The sequence below is a fragment of the Polaribacter sp. genome (assembly GCF_036480315.1).
Classification (GTDB): domain Bacteria; phylum Bacteroidota; class Bacteroidia; order Flavobacteriales; family Flavobacteriaceae; genus Polaribacter.
In genome coordinates, this window is sequence record NZ_JAZGGG010000050.1 from 131,799 (window position 1) to 149,079 (window position 17,281).

Below are 17,281 nucleotides of genomic sequence, written 5' to 3' on the forward strand. Positions count from 1 at the left end.
TTGTTTTGATTTAGGAATCGTGACTTTTAATAAGTAATAGTATCGATTGAAAAGGCAAGATATATATTTGATTTATAATAAAGACAATCTTTACAGAAATTATGCTAGATAACAACGTACAAATATTTGACACTACATTAAGAGACGGAGAACAAGTCCCTGGATGTAAATTGGATACAAAACAAAAATTAGTAATTGCTGAAAGATTAGATTTATTGGGCGTAAACGTTATTGAAGCAGGTTTTCCTGTTTCTAGCCCAGGAGATTTTACATCAGTTTCTGAAATTGCAAAAATTGTAAAAAACGCAACAGTTTGTGGTTTAACCAGAGCAGTAGAAAATGATATAAAAATTGCAGCGGAAGCTTTAAAATATGCAAAACACCCTAGAATTCATACAGGTATTGGAACTAGTGATTCTCATATAAAGTTCAAATTTAATTCAACAAGAGAACAAGTTATAGAACGTGCTGTAAAAGCCGTTACTTATTCAAAATCTTTTGTAGAAGATGTAGAGTTTTATGCTGAAGATGCTGGTAGAACAGATAATGAATATCTAGCAAGAGTTTGTGAAGCTGTAATAAAAGCAGGAGCAACTGTATTAAACATACCAGATACAACTGGGTATTGTTTGCCAGAAGAATATGGAGCAAAAATGAAATATTTATGTGAAAACGTAAAAGGAATTGAAAATGTAATTCTTTCTTGTCATTGTCATAATGATTTAGGAATGGCAACTGCAAACTCAATTGCTGGAGTTATAAATGGAGCACGTCAAATAGAATGTACTATTAATGGTATCGGTGAACGTGCAGGAAATACAGCTTTAGAAGAAGTAGTTATGGTGTTAAAACAACATCCATATTTAAATTTAGAAACTTCTGTGAACACCAAACTATTGTACGATACAAGTATCTTAGTTCGTGAAAGTATGGGGATGCCAGTACAACCAAACAAAGCAATTGTTGGTGCAAATGCATTTGCACATAGTTCAGGTATTCACCAAGATGGTGTAATTAAAAACAGAGAAACATACGAAATTATGGATCCTGAAGAAGTTGGTGTTACAGAAAGTGCTATTGTATTAACAGCAAGAAGTGGTAGAGCAGCATTAGCATATAGAGCTAAAAAAATTGGTTATGAATTAACCAAAGTTCAATTAGATATTGCATACGAAGCTTTTTTACAAACTGCAGACAAACAAAAGGAAGTAAAAGATGAAGATATTCATGCAATAATGACCGAAGTAAATAAGAAATCAAAAATAGTAATCGTTTAAAAACATAACAATTTGTCTTCAATGGTAGCTATGTGCTTTTAAATATAAAAATTTAAAATTATAGCTACCTTTGTCAACTAAAAGAAACTCGTATGAAATATACAATCGCTGTAATTCCTGGAGATGGTATTGGACCAGAAGTAACCAATCAAGCAAAAAAAGCATTAGATGCTGTTGCAGAAATTTACGATCATGTTTTTTTATATAAAGAAGCACAAATGGGAGCCTGCGCAATAGATGCAACAGGTAATCCTTTACCCGAAGAAACCATTGAAATTTGTAAAAAAGCAGACGCTATTTTATTTGGTGCTATTGGTGATCCAAAGTATAACGATCCATCTTTAAAGATTAGACCAGAACAAGCTTTATTAAATTTAAGGCAAGAATTAGATCTTTTTTGTAATAGAAACCCTGTTAGAGCTTACGATCAGTTAATTAAAAACTCTCCTTTAAGAAGAGAGATTATTAAAGGAACAGACATTGTTATTTATAGAGAATTAACTGGCGGAATTTACTTTGGAAAAAAAGAATTAAGTAAAGATGGGTTGTCTGCTTATGATGTTTGTTCGTATACTGTAGCTCAAATTTCTAGAATTACACATTTAGCATTTAAAGATGCTCAAACTAGAAATAAAAAAGTGACACTAATAGATAAATCTAACGTTTTAGAAACATCGCGTTTATGGCGAAAAACTGTTACAGAAATTGCCAAAGAATATAAAGATGTAGAATTAGAACATTTGTATGTAGATAATGCAACAATGAAACTAATTTTAAATCCAAAAAAGTTTGATGTAATTCTTACAGAAAACTTATTCGGAGATATTATTTCTGACGAAGCCAGTGTAATTTCAGGTTCAATTGGTTTGTTAGCATCATCTTCTATTGGTAATGATAATGCTTTATTTGCTCCAGTTCATGGAACTTTTCCCGAGGCAAAAGGTAAAGATATTGCAAATCCTTTAGCATCAATTCTTTCTGCAGCATTAATGTTAGAGCATTTAGGTTTAAATGAAGAAGCAGATGCAATTGAGAGAGCAGTAGAAAAATCCTTAGATTTAAATATTACTACTGTAGATATAAAAGGGAAAAATAAATATGCAGCACCAACTTCTAAAGTAGGTGATTTTATTGCAGATTATATTCTAAATCAAGAAGATAGTAATCTTAACTTCATAAACATTCACGCAGGACAAAGTACAATTATTTAGAAGCTATTTCCAGCTTTACGCACTCGCTTTTTTTGCTAAAAAAACAAAAAAGAGCTCAAACATATGCTTCAATCTGGGCTAAACTTGTTTAATTTTAATAGTAATAAAAAATAAATTAGTTGCATTTTTAAATAAAAATTTACACCAATGAAAAAACAAGTATTAAATATTATTTCTATTATCAAAGTCATCGTAATTATTACGACATGATAAGGAAGTGCTATTTATATTTTTTATAAACGAACCTTCCACTAAAATGGAAGGTTTTTTTATGGTATTTTTTCAGTAGTTGAATATCATAATAAAAAACAAATAAAACACTGATTATTAATTTTTTACATTATTATTTTAACACATGAATTTAAGCATTGGTATTACATTTTATTCAACAAAAACAGAGAAACATAGTAATTTAGTCAACAATTTGAAGAAAACAGTAGATGGAATTGAATAAACACAGTAAAAGATTAACACAAGACGAATCTCAACCAGCATCGCAAGCAATGTTATATGCTGTTGGCTTGTCTGATGAAGATATGAGCAAGGCTCAAGTTGGTATTGCAAGTACTGGTTATGATGGTAACCCATGTAATATGCATTTAAATAATTTGGCTGCAGAAGTCAAAATAGAAAGTAATATTGCTGGCCTAGTCGGTTTAGGGTTCAATACAATTGGAGTTTCAGATGGTATTTCTATGGGAACTTCCGGTATGAATTACTCATTAGCTTCAAGAGATATTATTGCAGATTCTATAGAAACAGTAATGAATGCTCAAAGTTATGATGCTTTAATTTCTGTAGTTGGTTGTGATAAAAACATGCCAGGAGCAGTTATAGCAATGTTGCGTTTAAATCGCCCATCAATTATGATGTATGGTGGTACAATTGCATCAGGAAATTACAAAGGAAAAAAATTAAATATTGTTTCTGCTTTTGAAGCTTTAGGTCAGAAAATGGCTGGAGAGATAGAGGAAGAAGAATACAGAGAAATCATAAAAAGAGCAATTCCAGGAGCTGGAGCTTGTGGTGGTATGTATACTGCAAACACAATGGCTTCTGCTATTGAATGTATGGGCTTTGCATTGCCTTATAATTCATCTATTCCTGCGGAAAATTCTAATAAATTATCTGAAGCAGAAAGAACAGCTTTAGCAATTAAAAATTTATTAGAATTAGATTTAAAACCATTAGATATAATTTCTAAAAAATCGTTAGAAAATGCAATTGCGTTGGTAAATGCTTTAGGTGGATCAACAAATGCTGTTTTACACTTTTTAGCAATTGCACATGCAGCAGGTATTGAATTTACATTAGCAGATTTTCAAAAAGTTTCAGATAGAACGCCATTAATTGCAGATTTAAAACCATCTGGAAAATACTTAATGGAAGATGTTCATGGAGTTGGAGGTACGCCTGCGATAATGAAATATTTATTACAAGAAGGTTTTTTACATGGAGGTTGTATGACTGTTACTGGTAAAACGTTAGCTGAAAATTTAGCAAATGTTGAAGCAATGGAATTTGATGAGCAAGATGTTATTTATCCAAAAGATAAAGCATTAAAATCATCAGGAAATATTCAAATTATTTACGGAAACCTTGCTGCTGAAGGTGCTGTTGCAAAAATTTCAGGAAACGAAGGACTACTTTTTGAAGGAAAAGCTGTTGTTTATGATGGTGAACAAGCAGCAAATACAGGAATTGTAAATGGCGAAGTAGAAAAAGGAGACGTCGTCGTCATTAGGTATGTTGGACCTAAAGGTGGACCAGGAATGCCAGAAATGTTAAAACCAACTTCTTTAATTATGGGAGCAGGTTTAGGAAAATCTGTAGCTTTAATAACAGATGGTCGTTTTTCTGGAGGAACTCATGGTTTTGTGGTCGGACATATTACACCAGAAGCACAATCTGGAGGAACTATTGGAATTTTAGAAACTGGAGATAAAATTAGAATTAACGCAGAAGACAATTCAATTAATGTTTTACTTTCTGATGAAGTAATCGCAGAAAGAAAATCAAAATGGGTTGCACCAGCATTAAAACATTCAAAAGGAATTTTATACAAATACGCTAAAATGGTAGCATCAGCATCTAAAGGGTGTGTTACTGATTTATAATAAGAAACAAGAAGAAAGAGAAAAGAAGAAAGACAACATGAGTGGTCTTTATTCTCTCTTCTTTATTCTCTTTTCTCAAAAAAAAGAAATATGGAAACACAAACCATAAATAAAACACAAAATTCAACAAAAATTACAGAAAGAATTTCTGGAAGTGAAGCAATCGTAAGGTGTTTAATTGAAGAGGAAGTGAAAATAATTTACGGATATCCTGGAGGAGCAATTATGCCAGTTTACGACGAATTATACAAATATCAAGATAAAATTCATCACGTTTTAACACGTCATGAACAAGGAGCAACACATTCTGCACAAGGGTTTGCAAGAATTTCCGGAAAAGTAGGTGTGGCAATTGCTACTTCTGGCCCTGGAGCAACCAATTTAATTACGGGTATTGCAGATGCACAAATAGACTCTAATCCAATGGTGTGTATTACGGGCCAAGTTCCTTCTCACTTGTTAGGAAGTGATGCTTTTCAAGAAACAGATATCGTTGGTATTTCTACGCCAGTTACAAAATGGAATTGTCAAGTAACAAAAGCTGCAGACATTCCAGGAGCTTTAGCAAAAGCATTTTACATTGCAAGAAGTGGTAGACCAGGACCTGTTTTGGTTGATATTACCAAAGATGCACAATTTGAGGAGTTCGATTTTTCATATGAAAAATGTACAAAAGTAAGAAGTTATATTCCAGTTCCAAAAACAGTAGAAGGTTCTTTAGAAGCTGCTTCAAAATTGATAAATGAAGCAAAAAAACCATTTATAGTTTGGGGTCAAGGGGTTATTTTAAGTGAAGCTGAAGAGGTGTTTAAAGCGGTAATTGAAAAAGCAGGAATTCCTTCTGCGTGGACAATATTAGGCGCTTCAGCAATTCCAACTTCTCACCCTTTAAATGTAGGTATGGTTGGTATGCATGGTAATTATGCGCCAAATAAATTAACGAATGAGTGTGATTTATTAATCGCAATCGGAATGCGTTTTGACGATAGAGTTACAGGGAAATTAGATGAATATGCTACACAAGCAAAAGTGATTCATTTTGAAATTGACCCTGCAGAAATAGATAAAAATGTAAAGACAGATGTAGCTGTTTTGGGTGATGCAAAAGCAAGTTTAGAAGCTATTCTGCCATTAATAAATGAGAATTCTCATAAAGAATGGCATCAACAATTTAAAGATTTATATGCTATTGAGTATGAAAAAGTAATTAAAAACGACATTCATCCTACCAAAGAAAAATTAACAATGGGTGAAGTTATTAACGAAATTAATATTCAGAGTAAAGGTGAAGCTGCAATCGTAACAGATGTTGGTCAACATCAAATGATTGCTTGTAGATACGCAGAATTCAATAAAACAAAAAGTAATATTACTTCTGGTGGATTAGGAACGATGGGCTTTGGTTTACCAGCAGCAATTGGTGCAAAGATGGCTGCGCCAGAACGTGAGGTTGTTTCAATTTCTGGTGATGGAGGTTATCAAATGACAATTCAAGAACTGGGAACTATTTTTCAACAAAAAACGGCTGTAAAAATAGTGGTTTTAAATAATGAGTTTTTAGGAATGGTACGTCAATGGCAACAGCTATTTTTTGATAAACGTTATGCATCTACAGAAATGATAAACCCAAATTTTGTTGCCATAGCAGAAGGTTATTATTTAAAAGCTAGAAAGGTTACAAAAAGAGAAGATTTAAAAGAAGCAGTAGCAGAGATGATGGAGAGTAAAGAAGCTTATTTTCTAGAAGTTTGTGTAGAAAAGGAAGGAAATGTGTTTCCAATGGTTCCTTCTGGAGCAAGTGTTTCTGAAATAAGACTAGAGTAAAACAAGAAAATAGATAAAAGAACAAAGAATTAAGATTTTAGTTAATTAAAGACGTTGCAAGTCTATTTTCTATCATCTATTTTCTATCATCTTAAAAAAATATGAGTACAGAAAAACAATTATATACAGTATCAATTTATACTGAAAATAATATTGGCTTGTTGAATAGAATTTCAGCAATTTTCCAAAGAAGACACATTAATATAGAAAGTCTAAATATTTCTCCTTCAGAAATTGAAGGTGTTTCTAAATTTACTGTTGTAGTTAATATGACAGAAGTAAATATTAAGAAGATTATTGGCCAGATAGAAAAGCAGGTAGAGGTAATAAAAGCCTATTATCATACCCTTGATGATGTTATTTATCAAATTTCAGGGTTGTTTAAAATTAAATCTGAATTATTGTTTGAAGAACCACAAATTCAAAACATTATTAAAGAAAGTTATGCAAGAATTGTTACTGTGAATACAGATTTTTTTGTACTTGAAAAATCAGGAAGAAAAGAAGAAATAGAAGAGTTGCATAAACAGTTAAGTGTTTATGGAATTATGCAATATACGCGTTCAGGTTTAATTGCAATTACCAAAGAGGAAATGAAAATTTCAACATTATTAGAAACATACAACAACTAAATAAATTACAATGTCAAATTATTTTAACACATTAACATTAAGAGAGAAATTAGAGCAATTAGGAAAATGTAGATTTATGGACGCTTCAGAATTTGAAGACGGAGTAAATGCATTAAAAGGGAAGAAAATTGTTATTGTAGGTTGTGGAGCTCAAGGTTTAAATCAAGGTTTAAACATGAGAGATTCTGGTTTAGACATTTCTTATACATTAAGACAGGCTGCTATCGAGCAAAAAAGAGAATCTTATGTAAATGCTACTTCTAACGGATTTACAGTTGGAACGTATGAAGAATTATTACCTACTGCAGACTTAGTTATTAATTTAACTCCAGATAAACAGCATACAAATGTTGTAAAAACTGTAATGCCTTTAATGAAAAAAGGAGCAACATTATCGTACTCACATGGTTTTAATATTGTTGAAGAAGGAATGCAAATTCGTGAAGACTTAACAGTAATTATGGTAGCACCAAAGTGCCCTGGTTCTGAAGTTAGAGAAGAATATAAAAGAGGATTTGGAGTACCAACATTAACTGCTGTTCACCCAGAAAATGATCCAGAAGGAAAGGGTTGGGCACAAGCAAAAGCGTATGCTGTTGCAACAGGAGGTAACAGAGCAGGAGTTTTAGAATCTTCTTTTGTTGCTGAAGTAAAGTCGGATTTAATGGGAGAACAAACTATTTTATGTGGTTTGTTACAAACAGGTGCAATTTTATCTTTCGATAAAATGGTAGAAGAAGGAATCGAAGCCGGTTATGCAGCAAAATTAATTCAATATGGTTGGGAAACTGTAACGGAAGCTTTAAAACATGGTGGAATTACTAACATGATGGACCGATTGTCTAATCCTGCAAAAGTAGAAGCTTTTAGACTTTCTGAAGAATTAAAAGATATTATGCGCCCGTTGTTTCAAAAACACATGGATGATATTATGACTGGTCATTTCTCAAAAACCATGATGGAAGATTGGGCTAATGATGATAAAAACTTATTAACTTGGAGATCAGCAACAGGAGAAACTGCTTTTGAGAAACAAACAATTACAGAACAAGATATTCCAGAACAAGAATATTTTGATCACGGAACTTTATTAGTTGCTTTTGTTAGAGCTGGAGTAGAATTAGCTTTTGAAGCAATGACAGATTCTGGTATTATAGATGCTTCTGCATATTATGAGTCTTTACATGAAACGCCATTAATTGCAAATACAATTGCAAGAATGAAATTGGCAGAAATGAACCGTGTAATTTCTGATACTGCAGAATATGGTTGTTATTTATTTGACCATGCTTGTAAGCCTTTATTAACTGATTTTATGAAAGATGTTAAAACTGATATTATAGGAAAATCATTCAGTTCAGAAAATAGAGTTGATAACCAAGAATTGATTAGAATTAATGCTATTATTAGAAATCATCCAGTAGAAATTGTAGGAGCACAATTAAGAGCTTCTATGACCGCAATGAAAGTGGTAAAAACTGCTTAAATAAATAATAAAATATTTTTTAAGACCCTTCAGTTTTTATAGCTGAAGGGTCTCTTTATATCTTTGTATATGCAAAAAGAACACATTTATTTTCCGAGTTTAGAAAACGTAAAAACAGCCGCAGCAAACTTAAAAGGTGTTGCTATAGAAACTCCGTTGAATAAAAACTTCAATTTATCAAATGAGTTGGAAGCAACAGTTTTGTTTAAAAGAGAAGATTTACAGGTAGTACGTTCTTATAAAATTAGAGGTGCATTTAATAAAATGTCAACTTTAACTTCGGAAGAAAAACAACGAGGAATTGTTTGTGCAAGTGCAGGAAATCATGCACAAGGTGTTGCTTTATCTTGTAAATTATTACAGATAAAAGGAACTATTTTTATGCCATCTCCTACTCCAAACCAGAAAATTAATCAGGTAAAAATGTTTGGTGAAGATTTTATTGAAGTTGTAATTGAAGGAGATACTTTTGATGATGCTTTTAATGCAGCAAAGTTAGAATGTGATTCAAAACACAAAACATTTATTCATCCTTTTAATGATGAAAAAGTAATTGAAGGGCAAGCTACTGTTGGTTTAGAAATTCTGAATCAAACCGATAAAAAAATAGATTACGTTTTTGTTCCTATTGGTGGTGGTGGTTTATCCGCAGGGTTATCTTCTGTTTTTAAATATTTATCACCAAAAACAAAAATTATTGGAATTGAACCTGAAGGCGCACCTTCTATGTTAACACCTATCAGAAATAAAAAAAATACAGCTTTAGAAAAAATTGATGCACTTGTAGATGGAGCAGCAGTTAAGAGAGTAGGAGATTTAAATTTTGAAATTTGTAAGCAAAACTTAACAGAAGTAATTACGGTTCCAGAAGGTAAAATCTGTCAGACAATTTTAGACCTGTATAATAAAGACGCAATAGTAGTAGAACCTGCAGGAGCATTAAGTATAGCTGCATTAGATTTTTTTAAAAACGAAATTAAAGGTAAGAATGTTGTTTGTGTTGTAAGTGGATCTAATAATGATATTACAAGAACTGCTGAAATTAAAGAACGTGCATTGTTGTATGCCAACCTAAAACATTACTTTATTGTAAAATTTCCCCAAAGAGCAGGTGCTTTAAAAGAATTTGTTGCAGAAATTTTAGGTCCTAATGATGATATTACTCATTTTGAATATACCAAAAAGAACAACAGAACTAATGGATCTGCTGTTGTTGGTTTAGAGTTAAAATCTTCTGAAGATTTAGAGCCTTTAATCAATAGAATGAAAGAAAACAATTTCTTTGGCGACTATCTAAATGACAAACCTGATTTGTTTCAGTTTTTGGTATAAATTAAAAAAAATACCGAAAACCATTTCGTCTTTTAAAACAGAAATAGGGTACTTTACCGTTATTTTTATTTAATTTTGGGAAATAAATAATGGTTTTAAAGTCATTTACTTTTAGACAATTTATAAAATTAAATTTATGAAGAATACATTTAGAGAAATTCCGAACGAATATAAAATTACATCACTTTTAAATCAAAACACCTATTTGGTTGGTGGTGAATTAAAAGAATGGAAAGGAGAAACTGCAGAAGTTTATTCTACAATTTCATCTACCAAAGAATACAAACCAACATTATTAGGTACCGTTCCAAATTTAACTGGAGACGAAGCTATAGAAGCATTAAATGCTGCCTCTAAAGCATATGATAAAGGACAAGGTTTATGGCCAACTATGAAAGTAGAATGTAGAATTGCGGCTATGGAGAAGTTTGTAGTGCAAATGAAAACCAAAAGAGAAGAAATTGTAAAACTATTAATGTGGGAAATTGGTAAAGCTTTACCAGATTCAGAAAAAGAGTTTGATAGAACAATAGAATATATATACGATACTATTGAAGACTACAAACAAATGGATAGAGATTCTGCAAAGTTTGAAAAAAGCAGCGGAGTTCATGCACATATAAGACGTGGACCTTTAGGTGTGGTTTTGTGTTTAGGGCCTTATAACTATCCTTTAAACGAAACATTTGCATTGTTAATTCCTGCTTTAATTATGGGAAATACAACCATTTTTAAACCAGCTAAACATGGGGTTTTATTGTTATCGCCATTATTAGAAGCGTTTCAAAGTAGTTTTCCTGCAGGAGTTGTAAATATTATTTACGGTAGAGGTAGAACTTTAGCAACACCAATTATGAAAACTGGTTTGGTAGATATTTTAGCTTTAATAGGAAATAGTAAATCTGCAAATGCGATTCAAGAAAATCACCCAAAGAAAAATAGATTACGTTTAATTTTAGGTTTAGAAGCTAAAAACCCAGGAATTGTATTGCCAGATGCAGATTTAGATTTGGCAATTAATGAGTGTGTTTCTGGAGCAACTTCTTTTAATGGACAACGTTGTACTGCTTTAAAAATATTATATGTTCATGAACATATTGTAGATGAATTTAACAAGCGTTTTGCAGAAAAAGTAGATGCTTTAAAATTTGGAAATCCTTGGGAAAACGATGTAAAGTTAACACCTTTACCAGAACCAGGAAAATTAACATATATTCAAGAGTTAATTGATGATGCTAAAGAAAAAGGTGCAAAAGTGATTAATAAAAAAGGTGGAGAAACTTCTGAAAATTATATTTTTCCTGCAGTTTTATATCCGGTTTCTAAAGATTCTAGAGTTTTTGAAGAAGAGCAATTTGGGCCAGTTACACCAATTGTTTCTTTTAAGAACATTCAAGAGCCTTTAGATGATATGGCAGCTTCTAATTACGGGCAACAAGTAAGTGTTTTTGGTAGTGAAGTAAAAACGTTAGCGCCATTAATTGATTCTTTGGTAAACTTGGTTTGTAGAGTAAACTTAAACAGTGCTGCACAACGTGGACCAGATGTATATCCGTTTACGGGAAGAAAAGATTCTGCAGTAGCCACTTTAAGTGTACATGATGCTTTACGTTCTTTTTCAATAAGAACTTTTGTAGCAGCTAAAGACACCGATTATAACAATGCTATTTTACAAGAATTGTTAGATAAAAAAGCTTCTAATTTTATTAGTACAGATTATATTTTGTAAGAATATTAGATCTTATTGATATTAAAAAAACCTCCTTTTGGGAGGTTTTTTAATTAAGTGTTTACATAACTTTTAGGTTACTTCATTCTATTTACAATAAAGTAAGGGAATATAAGTTTTGATCTGTTCTACCTAAGTCAATTTAATTATCTGAAAAAGATTGAAAGTTAAATTCTTCGTTTAATTCAATATCATATAGCCTACTTATTTCATTATCAATCATCTTAATATTTTCAGAATTAAGCAAAACTGTTGTTTCGTATAGATATTCAGGTAAATTATTTTCATCATTGTGTTTTACGAACAGTAGCTTTCCTAATTTAATATTATCCGTAGTTCTAATGTGCTCAAAACTTGTTCCTAGTCTTTGATGAGCATGTGTTTTTAGATTTGTTTTAAAAATTCCATAATCGTTATAGTGACTTAATGTTTTAGTATTTATAATTAAATTTTCTTTTCCATATATATTCCATAATAAATAGCGGACTGGAAAAAAGAAAACTAAAAATCCGAAGATTAATATTGGAAATATAAAACTCGATACTTCTTCTTTTGGAATTGTAGAAGGGAAGTAAATTAATCCGCCAATTAAAAGTATAACAAATAAAGATAGAAGTGTTTTTCCGATGATATGTGAATTCACAATTAATGTCACATAAATATTGATTCCGTCATTATGTATTTCTAATTTATTTTTCATTTTAAACTGTTGAGTAGAATGTCAAATTGATAGATAAGTACCAACATTTTAATAAGTTCCTGAAACAAGTTCAGAACATGTAAGGAAATTATACTTTTTTAAGTTTAAAAATTAAAAGAATCTACAAAAATCTACTATACCAACTCTCTTCAATAGGAATTTCCCAGAAACTATCAAAGTCTTGTTTGCTGGTAACTAAATTATCGAAAATGATGGTTTTTGCAGTAACTGCTCTATTTTTTATTAACTTTTTAAAGTCTTTTAAATCTTTGTATTGTACAAATTCACCTTGTTTAAAACAAGCGTTCATTTTGTCTAAAAGTTCTACTTTATATTCGTTTTGTAAAGCAATAATAAAAGAAACGGAAGCATCAATATCAGTGTTATTTAATGCTGAATCTTCATCATCTGCAAACAAAACAATAAAACGGTTGTATAGAAATTTGTAAGAAGCTTTAAAACTCTCATCATCAGATTTCCAACTTTCTACAAAAGCTTTTACTTTCTCTTCAATTACCTCAATTTCATTGGGATAAAATTTTCTACTAGAAGGATAAATCCACACTTTAGAATTATCAGGAATTGAACTATAATCTACTAACATTTTTTTATTTTAGACTGCAAAGATAACCAATACCATTTCTACATTCATTTTCTAATAGTAAAATTTAAAAATCAAAGAAAAACCGCAAACTGAATTTCAATTTGCGGTTTTATAGAGTATTAAATTGTCTTTCATGCTTCTTTAAGAGAAGTATTTTTTACCAGTTTTATAAAATCGTCTGTACACTTTGTCCTTTATTTTTGTTGTACCAAACCTGTAAATCTTGTTTAAATTCAGCATCTAAACTTCCGTTTGCTGCTTTATAATCTGCAACCATATTAGTGGCAACTGTTGGTCTTGGGCCCCAAGTATTTAAAACGTTGTTGTCTGCATCTAAAGCAATTAATTTAGGAATAGATCTACCACCATTTGTTAAAAATGAATCCATTAATTCTAAATTGTCATCTCGTAAAACAATTTTTAAATCGATGTTTTCACTTAAATCAGCAATTTTATTAATTACAGGTAAGTTTTGTGCAGCATCTCCACACCAACCTTCAGTAATTACCAACCAAGTTTGTGGTTCTTGTGCTTTTTGAAATTCCTGAATTGTTTCATCAGAAATTTTTATAGTTTTATCTAAACGTTTCATACGTCTGTCATTTAACAAGCTATAATTTGTTAAAGCTTCCGATTGTTCGTGTCCTGTAGATTTATCTTCCGTTAATAAATGATTAACTAATGTTCTATATTCTGAATATGAGATGGTGTTTTTTAAACTTTTTTCTATACTATTTTTCATTATTAATACTTCTAAATTTAATGTTTTAGACGCTAAAAAATCAGAAACTTACATCTTTGAAGTTTCTTTGCTTTGTTGTGCTTTTAAATTTGAAAGAATGTGATCAGTCATTAATTTTAAATCAAATTTATGATTCCAATTCCAATCTTTTCTAGCTTCAGAATCGTCTATAGAAGATGGCCAAGAATCTGCAATTTGTTGCCTAAAATCGGGTTTATAAGAAATTGTAAAATCTGGAATATGCTTTTTAATTTCTAAAGCAATTTCTTCTGGTGTAAAATCGATTGCTGCCAAATTATAAGCCGTTCTAATTTTTACATCCTCTGGTTTTGCCTGCATTAATTTTATGGTTGCATTTACTGCGTCTTGCATATACATCATCGGCAAACGTGTATTTTTAGATAGAAAACATTCAAAATTACGTTCTTCAATGGCTTTAAAATAAATATCTACAGCATAATCAGTGGTTCCTCCACCAGGTTTTGTTTTATAAGAAATAATACCAGGATAACGCAAACTTCTAACATCTACACCATATTTCTCATGATAATAGTTACACCAAAACTCACCAGAAATTTTACTGATTCCGTAAACCGTAGATGGTTCCATAATCGTTTTTTGAAGCGTGTTTTCTTTAGGTGTTGTTGGCCCAAAAACAGCAATAGAACTTGGCCAATATACTTGTTTTATGTGTTTTTCTTTCGCTAAATCTAATACAGCTAATAAGGAACCCATATTTAAGTCCCATGCTTTTTTAGGAAATTGCTCTGCTGTAGCAGAAAGCATAGCTGCTAATAAGTAAACTTGAGTTACTTTATATTCTTTTATGGTTTTTAAAATGGTTTCTTTGTCAGTTGCATCAATGATTTCAAAAGGTCCAGAAGACATTAAATCTTTACTTCCTTCTCTAATGTCTGAAGCAATAACATTATTGTTTCCGTATAAAACACGTAGCTTTTGAGTAAGTTCGTTACCAATTTGACCACTTGCACCTAAAATTAAGATGGTTTCATTCATTCCTTAAAATTATATTTTTATCAAAAACAAAGGTACTTAATTTTGGTATTCGTAAAAAACAATAGTTAAACTAATTATTCAATAAATAACTAATTGAAACTATAGAACTAATAGTTAGCGTAAAAGATTAAAATCTAATGTCAATCTTTTAATTTTGTTACTGTAAAGTGTTACTATTTTCTTAAAATAAATGTTGATGCTTTTAAATTGTGTATTTTTACTTTTATAATATTAGTTGTGAAAAATATAGCCTACATTTTATTTTGTTTTATCCTTTTTTCTTGTGGAAATAAACAGCAAAAAACTACTGAAAAAACTCAAACAAAACCTGTTTTAGGTATTGTAAAGGAACATAAATCAGCAGAAAGTATTCAACCAATTTTTTTAAAGGAGGTAGAAACTTGGAAAGAGTTAAACGCTGTAAACTCTTTTCTTAAAAAATTTAAAAAAGTTTCTTCAAATGAAGCTTTAAGTAACGCACTAGAATTAAGAGATTTGGTTATAAGTTTAAGAGATAGTGTAAAACCAAGAATTTTTGACATTCCTTCTTTTAATGCCCGAATTAATATTCTAAATAATGAAGTTTTAAGGTTAGCAGACTTAACGTTTATACCAGCTATAAAAACTGAAGAAGTAAATAATCAAATAGATAAAACTATTACCGCATTTTCAGCAGTAAACACTAAAATTAATACAATTCTTTCTAAAAAAAGATTTGAAGATGCTATTGATATAAATTTAGATTTTATTGGAATCGATTCTACAAAAATTGATAGTATTTCTAAAAAATCGATAAATGATAGAAAGAGAGATGCTGCATTAAAAAAGAGAATAAAATACGAAGGTCCTCCTGTAGAATTAAAACCTATTAAAAAAAAGAATAAATAATGAAAAATCTCATTTTGGTATTTCTTATCGTTTTTACATTTTTGGGATGCGATCAAAAAAAAGAAACTTCCATAGATAAAGTTACAATAAAAGCTAGCGTAAATAAAGTCTTGAATGATTGGCACAAAGCTGCATCAGAAGCAGATTACAAAAAATATTTTAGTAAAATGGACAGCATATCTGTTTTTATTGGAACAGATGCAACAGAAAACTGGAACAAAGAACAATTTCAAAAATATAGTAAACCACATTTCGACAAAGGAAAAGCCTGGAGTTTTACAACTTTAGAACGCAATATTTTTGTTAGTAAAAGAGGAGGTTTTGTTTGGTTTGATGAACTACTAAATACCCAAATGGGAACTTGTAGAGGTTCTGGCGTTTTAGAGAAAACTAATAACAGTTGGGCAATTAAACACTATGTATTGTCTATTGAAATACCAAATGACAACATAAATGCAGTTATTGAAGCTAAAAAGAAAAACGATTCTATTTTCTTACAAAAGTTTCATAAATAATATTTTTTGAAGCTATTTCCAGATTTTCACTATATCCTTTTATGCTGAATTTAATTCAACATCTGTTAACATTTTAAGTGTATTCATTATTTAAATAATAAAATATTCTAAAAAAGTGTCCCTTTTTAATTCTGACAAACGTCTTACTAATATAAAACTTAAAATATTTAAATTATGAAACAATTTATGATGATTTTTATTGGTGCAGATTACACCGATTTAGGGCTTTCGCCAGAAGAAATGCAAAACAGAATGGGAAAATGGTTCGCTTGGGGAAACAAAATGGGTGAAGCAGGAATTTTAAAAGGAGGTGAAGCTTTACATCCGCAAATGAGAAGAGTTGTTGGTAAAGACAAAATTGTAACCGATATAACATCTGCAGAAGTTAAAGAAATTGTAGGTGGTTATTATACAGTAGAAGCCAAAGATTTTGATGAAGTACAAGAAATTGCTAAAGATTACCCAGACTACGATTTAGGTGGAACTGTAGAAATTAGAGAAATAATAGTTTTTGACAGATAATGGAAACAAAACTCATAGACCATCTTTTTCGCCATCATAGTGGAAAGATGGTTTCTGTTTTAACAAGAATTTTTGGACTCTCTAATCTAGAAATTATTGAAGATGCTGTACAAGATACTTTTTTAAAAGCCAGCATTACTTGGCGAAAACAACAACCAGAAAACCCAGAAGCTTGGTTAACAAAAGCTGCAAAAAATAGGGTTGTAGACATTTTTAGAAAACTAAAATCAGAACAAAAACACTTTCCAGAAATTAAAGCTGGAATGAGTTCTATTGCAATAAATGAACTTTTTTTAGATACAGAAATTGAAGATGCACAACTTCGAATGATTTTTACTGCATGTCATCCAAAATTAAATGCTAAAGACCAAATTGTATTTGCTTTAAAAACAATTTCTGGATTTAGTACAAAAGAAATTGCTTCTGCATTATTAAGTAAAGAAGAAACCATAAAAAAACGATTATTAAGAGCAAGAAAAACAATTAAAGGAAGAAATCTAGAGTTTAAAATACCAATTGGAATAGAACTTTCTGAACGGATTGAAAATGTTTTAAAAGTTATTTAACCCGTTGTGCATTTAAATAATACTAATTTTTAAGTTGTTAATATTTCTATCAAAAGTAAACTTATTAATGAATTGAATAATTGTTAATGAGGTTAATTTTGAGAGTATTCTAGTCTTAA

General features: G+C 30.5%; 16 protein-coding genes and 1 pseudogene. 12 read left to right on the forward strand and 5 right to left on the reverse strand.

The genetic code is table 11. The features are described from left to right. Positions 1-101 precede the first annotated feature (101 nt). From V3V28_RS10355 to V3V28_RS10390, 8 genes are all read left to right on the forward strand, one after another. Entirely contained in the window at positions 102-1,277 is a 1,176-nt protein-coding gene (locus V3V28_RS10355) for a 2-isopropylmalate synthase (protein WP_331364941.1), read from the forward strand. Positions 1,278-1,369: 92 nt separating this feature from the next. Next, positions 1,370-2,488 (forward strand): 3-isopropylmalate dehydrogenase, encoded by a 1,119-nt coding sequence (leuB, locus tag V3V28_RS10360; RefSeq protein ID WP_331364942.1) that lies wholly within the window; start codon positions 1,370-1,372, stop codon positions 2,486-2,488. Between the two features lie 440 nt (positions 2,489-2,928). Continuing rightward, positions 2,929-4,605, forward strand: a complete 1,677-nt coding sequence (ilvD, locus tag V3V28_RS10365) for a dihydroxy-acid dehydratase (RefSeq protein WP_331364943.1) — start codon at positions 2,929-2,931, stop codon at positions 4,603-4,605. Positions 4,606-4,695: 90 nt separating this feature from the next. Then, complete coding sequence (gene ilvB / locus V3V28_RS10370) at positions 4,696-6,429, forward strand: biosynthetic-type acetolactate synthase large subunit (RefSeq protein ID WP_331364944.1); 1,734 nt, start codon at positions 4,696-4,698, stop codon at positions 6,427-6,429. Between the two features lie 101 nt (positions 6,430-6,530). Next, the gene (gene ilvN / locus V3V28_RS10375) at positions 6,531-7,061 is read left to right on the forward strand and encodes an acetolactate synthase small subunit (protein WP_331364945.1); all 531 of its coding nucleotides are present in this window, start codon (positions 6,531-6,533) and stop codon (positions 7,059-7,061) included. A 10-nt stretch (positions 7,062-7,071) separates the two neighbouring features. Further along, entirely contained in the window at positions 7,072-8,547 is a 1,476-nt protein-coding gene (gene ilvC, locus V3V28_RS10380; protein ID WP_331364946.1) for a ketol-acid reductoisomerase, read from the forward strand. Between the two features lie 69 nt (positions 8,548-8,616). After that, complete coding sequence (gene ilvA, locus V3V28_RS10385) at positions 8,617-9,879, forward strand: threonine ammonia-lyase IlvA (protein WP_331364947.1); 1,263 nt, start codon at positions 8,617-8,619, stop codon at positions 9,877-9,879. Between the two features lie 136 nt (positions 9,880-10,015). Next, positions 10,016-11,608 (forward strand): NADP-dependent glyceraldehyde-3-phosphate dehydrogenase, encoded by a 1,593-nt coding sequence (locus V3V28_RS10390; RefSeq protein WP_331364948.1) that lies wholly within the window; start codon positions 10,016-10,018, stop codon positions 11,606-11,608. Between the two features lie 142 nt (positions 11,609-11,750). Here V3V28_RS10390 and V3V28_RS10395 read toward each other — a convergent pair whose 3' ends face one another. From V3V28_RS10395 to V3V28_RS10410, 4 genes are all read right to left on the reverse strand, one after another. Beyond that, positions 11,751-12,308, reverse strand: a complete 558-nt coding sequence (locus V3V28_RS10395; protein ID WP_331364949.1) for a hypothetical protein — start codon at positions 12,306-12,308, stop codon at positions 11,751-11,753. Between the two features lie 121 nt (positions 12,309-12,429). Then, entirely contained in the window at positions 12,430-12,912 is a 483-nt protein-coding gene (locus tag V3V28_RS10400) for an ABC transporter ATPase (RefSeq protein ID WP_331364950.1), read from the reverse strand. Positions 12,913-13,078: 166 nt separating this feature from the next. Continuing rightward, a complete protein-coding gene (locus tag V3V28_RS10405; RefSeq protein ID WP_331364951.1) occupies positions 13,079-13,654 on the reverse strand; it encodes a thioredoxin family protein in 576 nt (191 codons plus the stop codon). Between the two features lie 48 nt (positions 13,655-13,702). Beyond that, positions 13,703-14,671 (reverse strand): NAD-dependent epimerase/dehydratase family protein, encoded by a 969-nt coding sequence (locus V3V28_RS10410; RefSeq protein ID WP_331364952.1) that lies wholly within the window; start codon positions 14,669-14,671, stop codon positions 13,703-13,705. Between the two features lie 237 nt (positions 14,672-14,908). Here V3V28_RS10410 and V3V28_RS10415 point away from each other — a divergent pair, with 237 nt between their 5' ends. The 4 genes from V3V28_RS10415 to V3V28_RS10430 all read left to right on the forward strand — a co-directional run bounded on the left by V3V28_RS10415 (position 14,909) and on the right by V3V28_RS10430 (position 17,162). Further along, complete coding sequence (locus V3V28_RS10415) at positions 14,909-15,559, forward strand: hypothetical protein (protein ID WP_331364953.1); 651 nt, start codon at positions 14,909-14,911, stop codon at positions 15,557-15,559. Next, positions 15,559-16,074 (forward strand): nuclear transport factor 2 family protein, encoded by a 516-nt coding sequence (locus V3V28_RS10420; RefSeq protein ID WP_331364954.1) that lies wholly within the window; start codon positions 15,559-15,561, stop codon positions 16,072-16,074. Before V3V28_RS10415 ends, V3V28_RS10420 begins: the two co-directional genes overlap by 1 nt. A 174-nt stretch (positions 16,075-16,248) precedes the next feature. After that, positions 16,249-16,596 (forward strand): YciI family protein, encoded by a 348-nt coding sequence (locus V3V28_RS10425; protein WP_331364955.1) that lies wholly within the window; start codon positions 16,249-16,251, stop codon positions 16,594-16,596. Next, positions 16,596-17,162 carry a sigma-70 family RNA polymerase sigma factor gene (locus tag V3V28_RS10430; protein WP_331364956.1) on the forward strand — a complete coding sequence of 189 codons (567 nt, stop codon included), beginning with the start codon at positions 16,596-16,598 and terminating at the stop codon, positions 17,160-17,162. The genes V3V28_RS10425 and V3V28_RS10430 overlap by 1 nt, the downstream gene beginning before the upstream one ends. Before the next feature lie 12 nt (positions 17,163-17,174). On the opposite strand, the pseudogene V3V28_RS10435 reads toward V3V28_RS10430, so the two are convergent. After that, positions 17,175-17,281, reverse strand: a pseudogene (locus V3V28_RS10435) (IS982 family transposase); the annotation flags it as partial.

What these genes read in the sequence shown, in the direction of transcription:
- V3V28_RS10355 (WP_331364941.1), top strand. Translation starts at nt 102, where the DNA reads ATGCTAGATAACAACGTACAAATATTTGACACTACATTAAGAGACGGA.
- leuB (WP_331364942.1), top strand. Translation starts at nt 1,370, where the DNA reads ATGAAATATACAATCGCTGTAATTCCTGGAGATGGTATTGGACCAGAA.
- ilvD (WP_331364943.1), top strand. Translation starts at nt 2,929, where the DNA reads ATGGAATTGAATAAACACAGTAAAAGATTAACACAAGACGAATCTCAA.
- ilvB (WP_331364944.1), top strand. Translation starts at nt 4,696, where the DNA reads ATGGAAACACAAACCATAAATAAAACACAAAATTCAACAAAAATTACA.
- ilvN (WP_331364945.1), top strand. Translation starts at nt 6,531, where the DNA reads ATGAGTACAGAAAAACAATTATATACAGTATCAATTTATACTGAAAAT.
- ilvC (WP_331364946.1), top strand. Translation starts at nt 7,072, where the DNA reads ATGTCAAATTATTTTAACACATTAACATTAAGAGAGAAATTAGAGCAA.
- ilvA (WP_331364947.1), top strand. Translation starts at nt 8,617, where the DNA reads ATGCAAAAAGAACACATTTATTTTCCGAGTTTAGAAAACGTAAAAACA.
- V3V28_RS10390 (WP_331364948.1), top strand. Translation starts at nt 10,016, where the DNA reads ATGAAGAATACATTTAGAGAAATTCCGAACGAATATAAAATTACATCA.
- V3V28_RS10395 (WP_331364949.1), bottom strand. Translation starts at nt 12,308, where the DNA reads ATGAAAAATAAATTAGAAATACATAATGACGGAATCAATATTTATGTG.
- V3V28_RS10400 (WP_331364950.1), bottom strand. Translation starts at nt 12,912, where the DNA reads ATGTTAGTAGATTATAGTTCAATTCCTGATAATTCTAAAGTGTGGATT.
- V3V28_RS10405 (WP_331364951.1), bottom strand. Translation starts at nt 13,654, where the DNA reads ATGAAAAATAGTATAGAAAAAAGTTTAAAAAACACCATCTCATATTCA.
- V3V28_RS10410 (WP_331364952.1), bottom strand. Translation starts at nt 14,671, where the DNA reads ATGAATGAAACCATCTTAATTTTAGGTGCAAGTGGTCAAATTGGTAAC.
- V3V28_RS10420 (WP_331364954.1), top strand. Translation starts at nt 15,559, where the DNA reads ATGAAAAATCTCATTTTGGTATTTCTTATCGTTTTTACATTTTTGGGA.
- V3V28_RS10425 (WP_331364955.1), top strand. Translation starts at nt 16,249, where the DNA reads ATGAAACAATTTATGATGATTTTTATTGGTGCAGATTACACCGATTTA.
- V3V28_RS10430 (WP_331364956.1), top strand. Translation starts at nt 16,596, where the DNA reads ATGGAAACAAAACTCATAGACCATCTTTTTCGCCATCATAGTGGAAAG.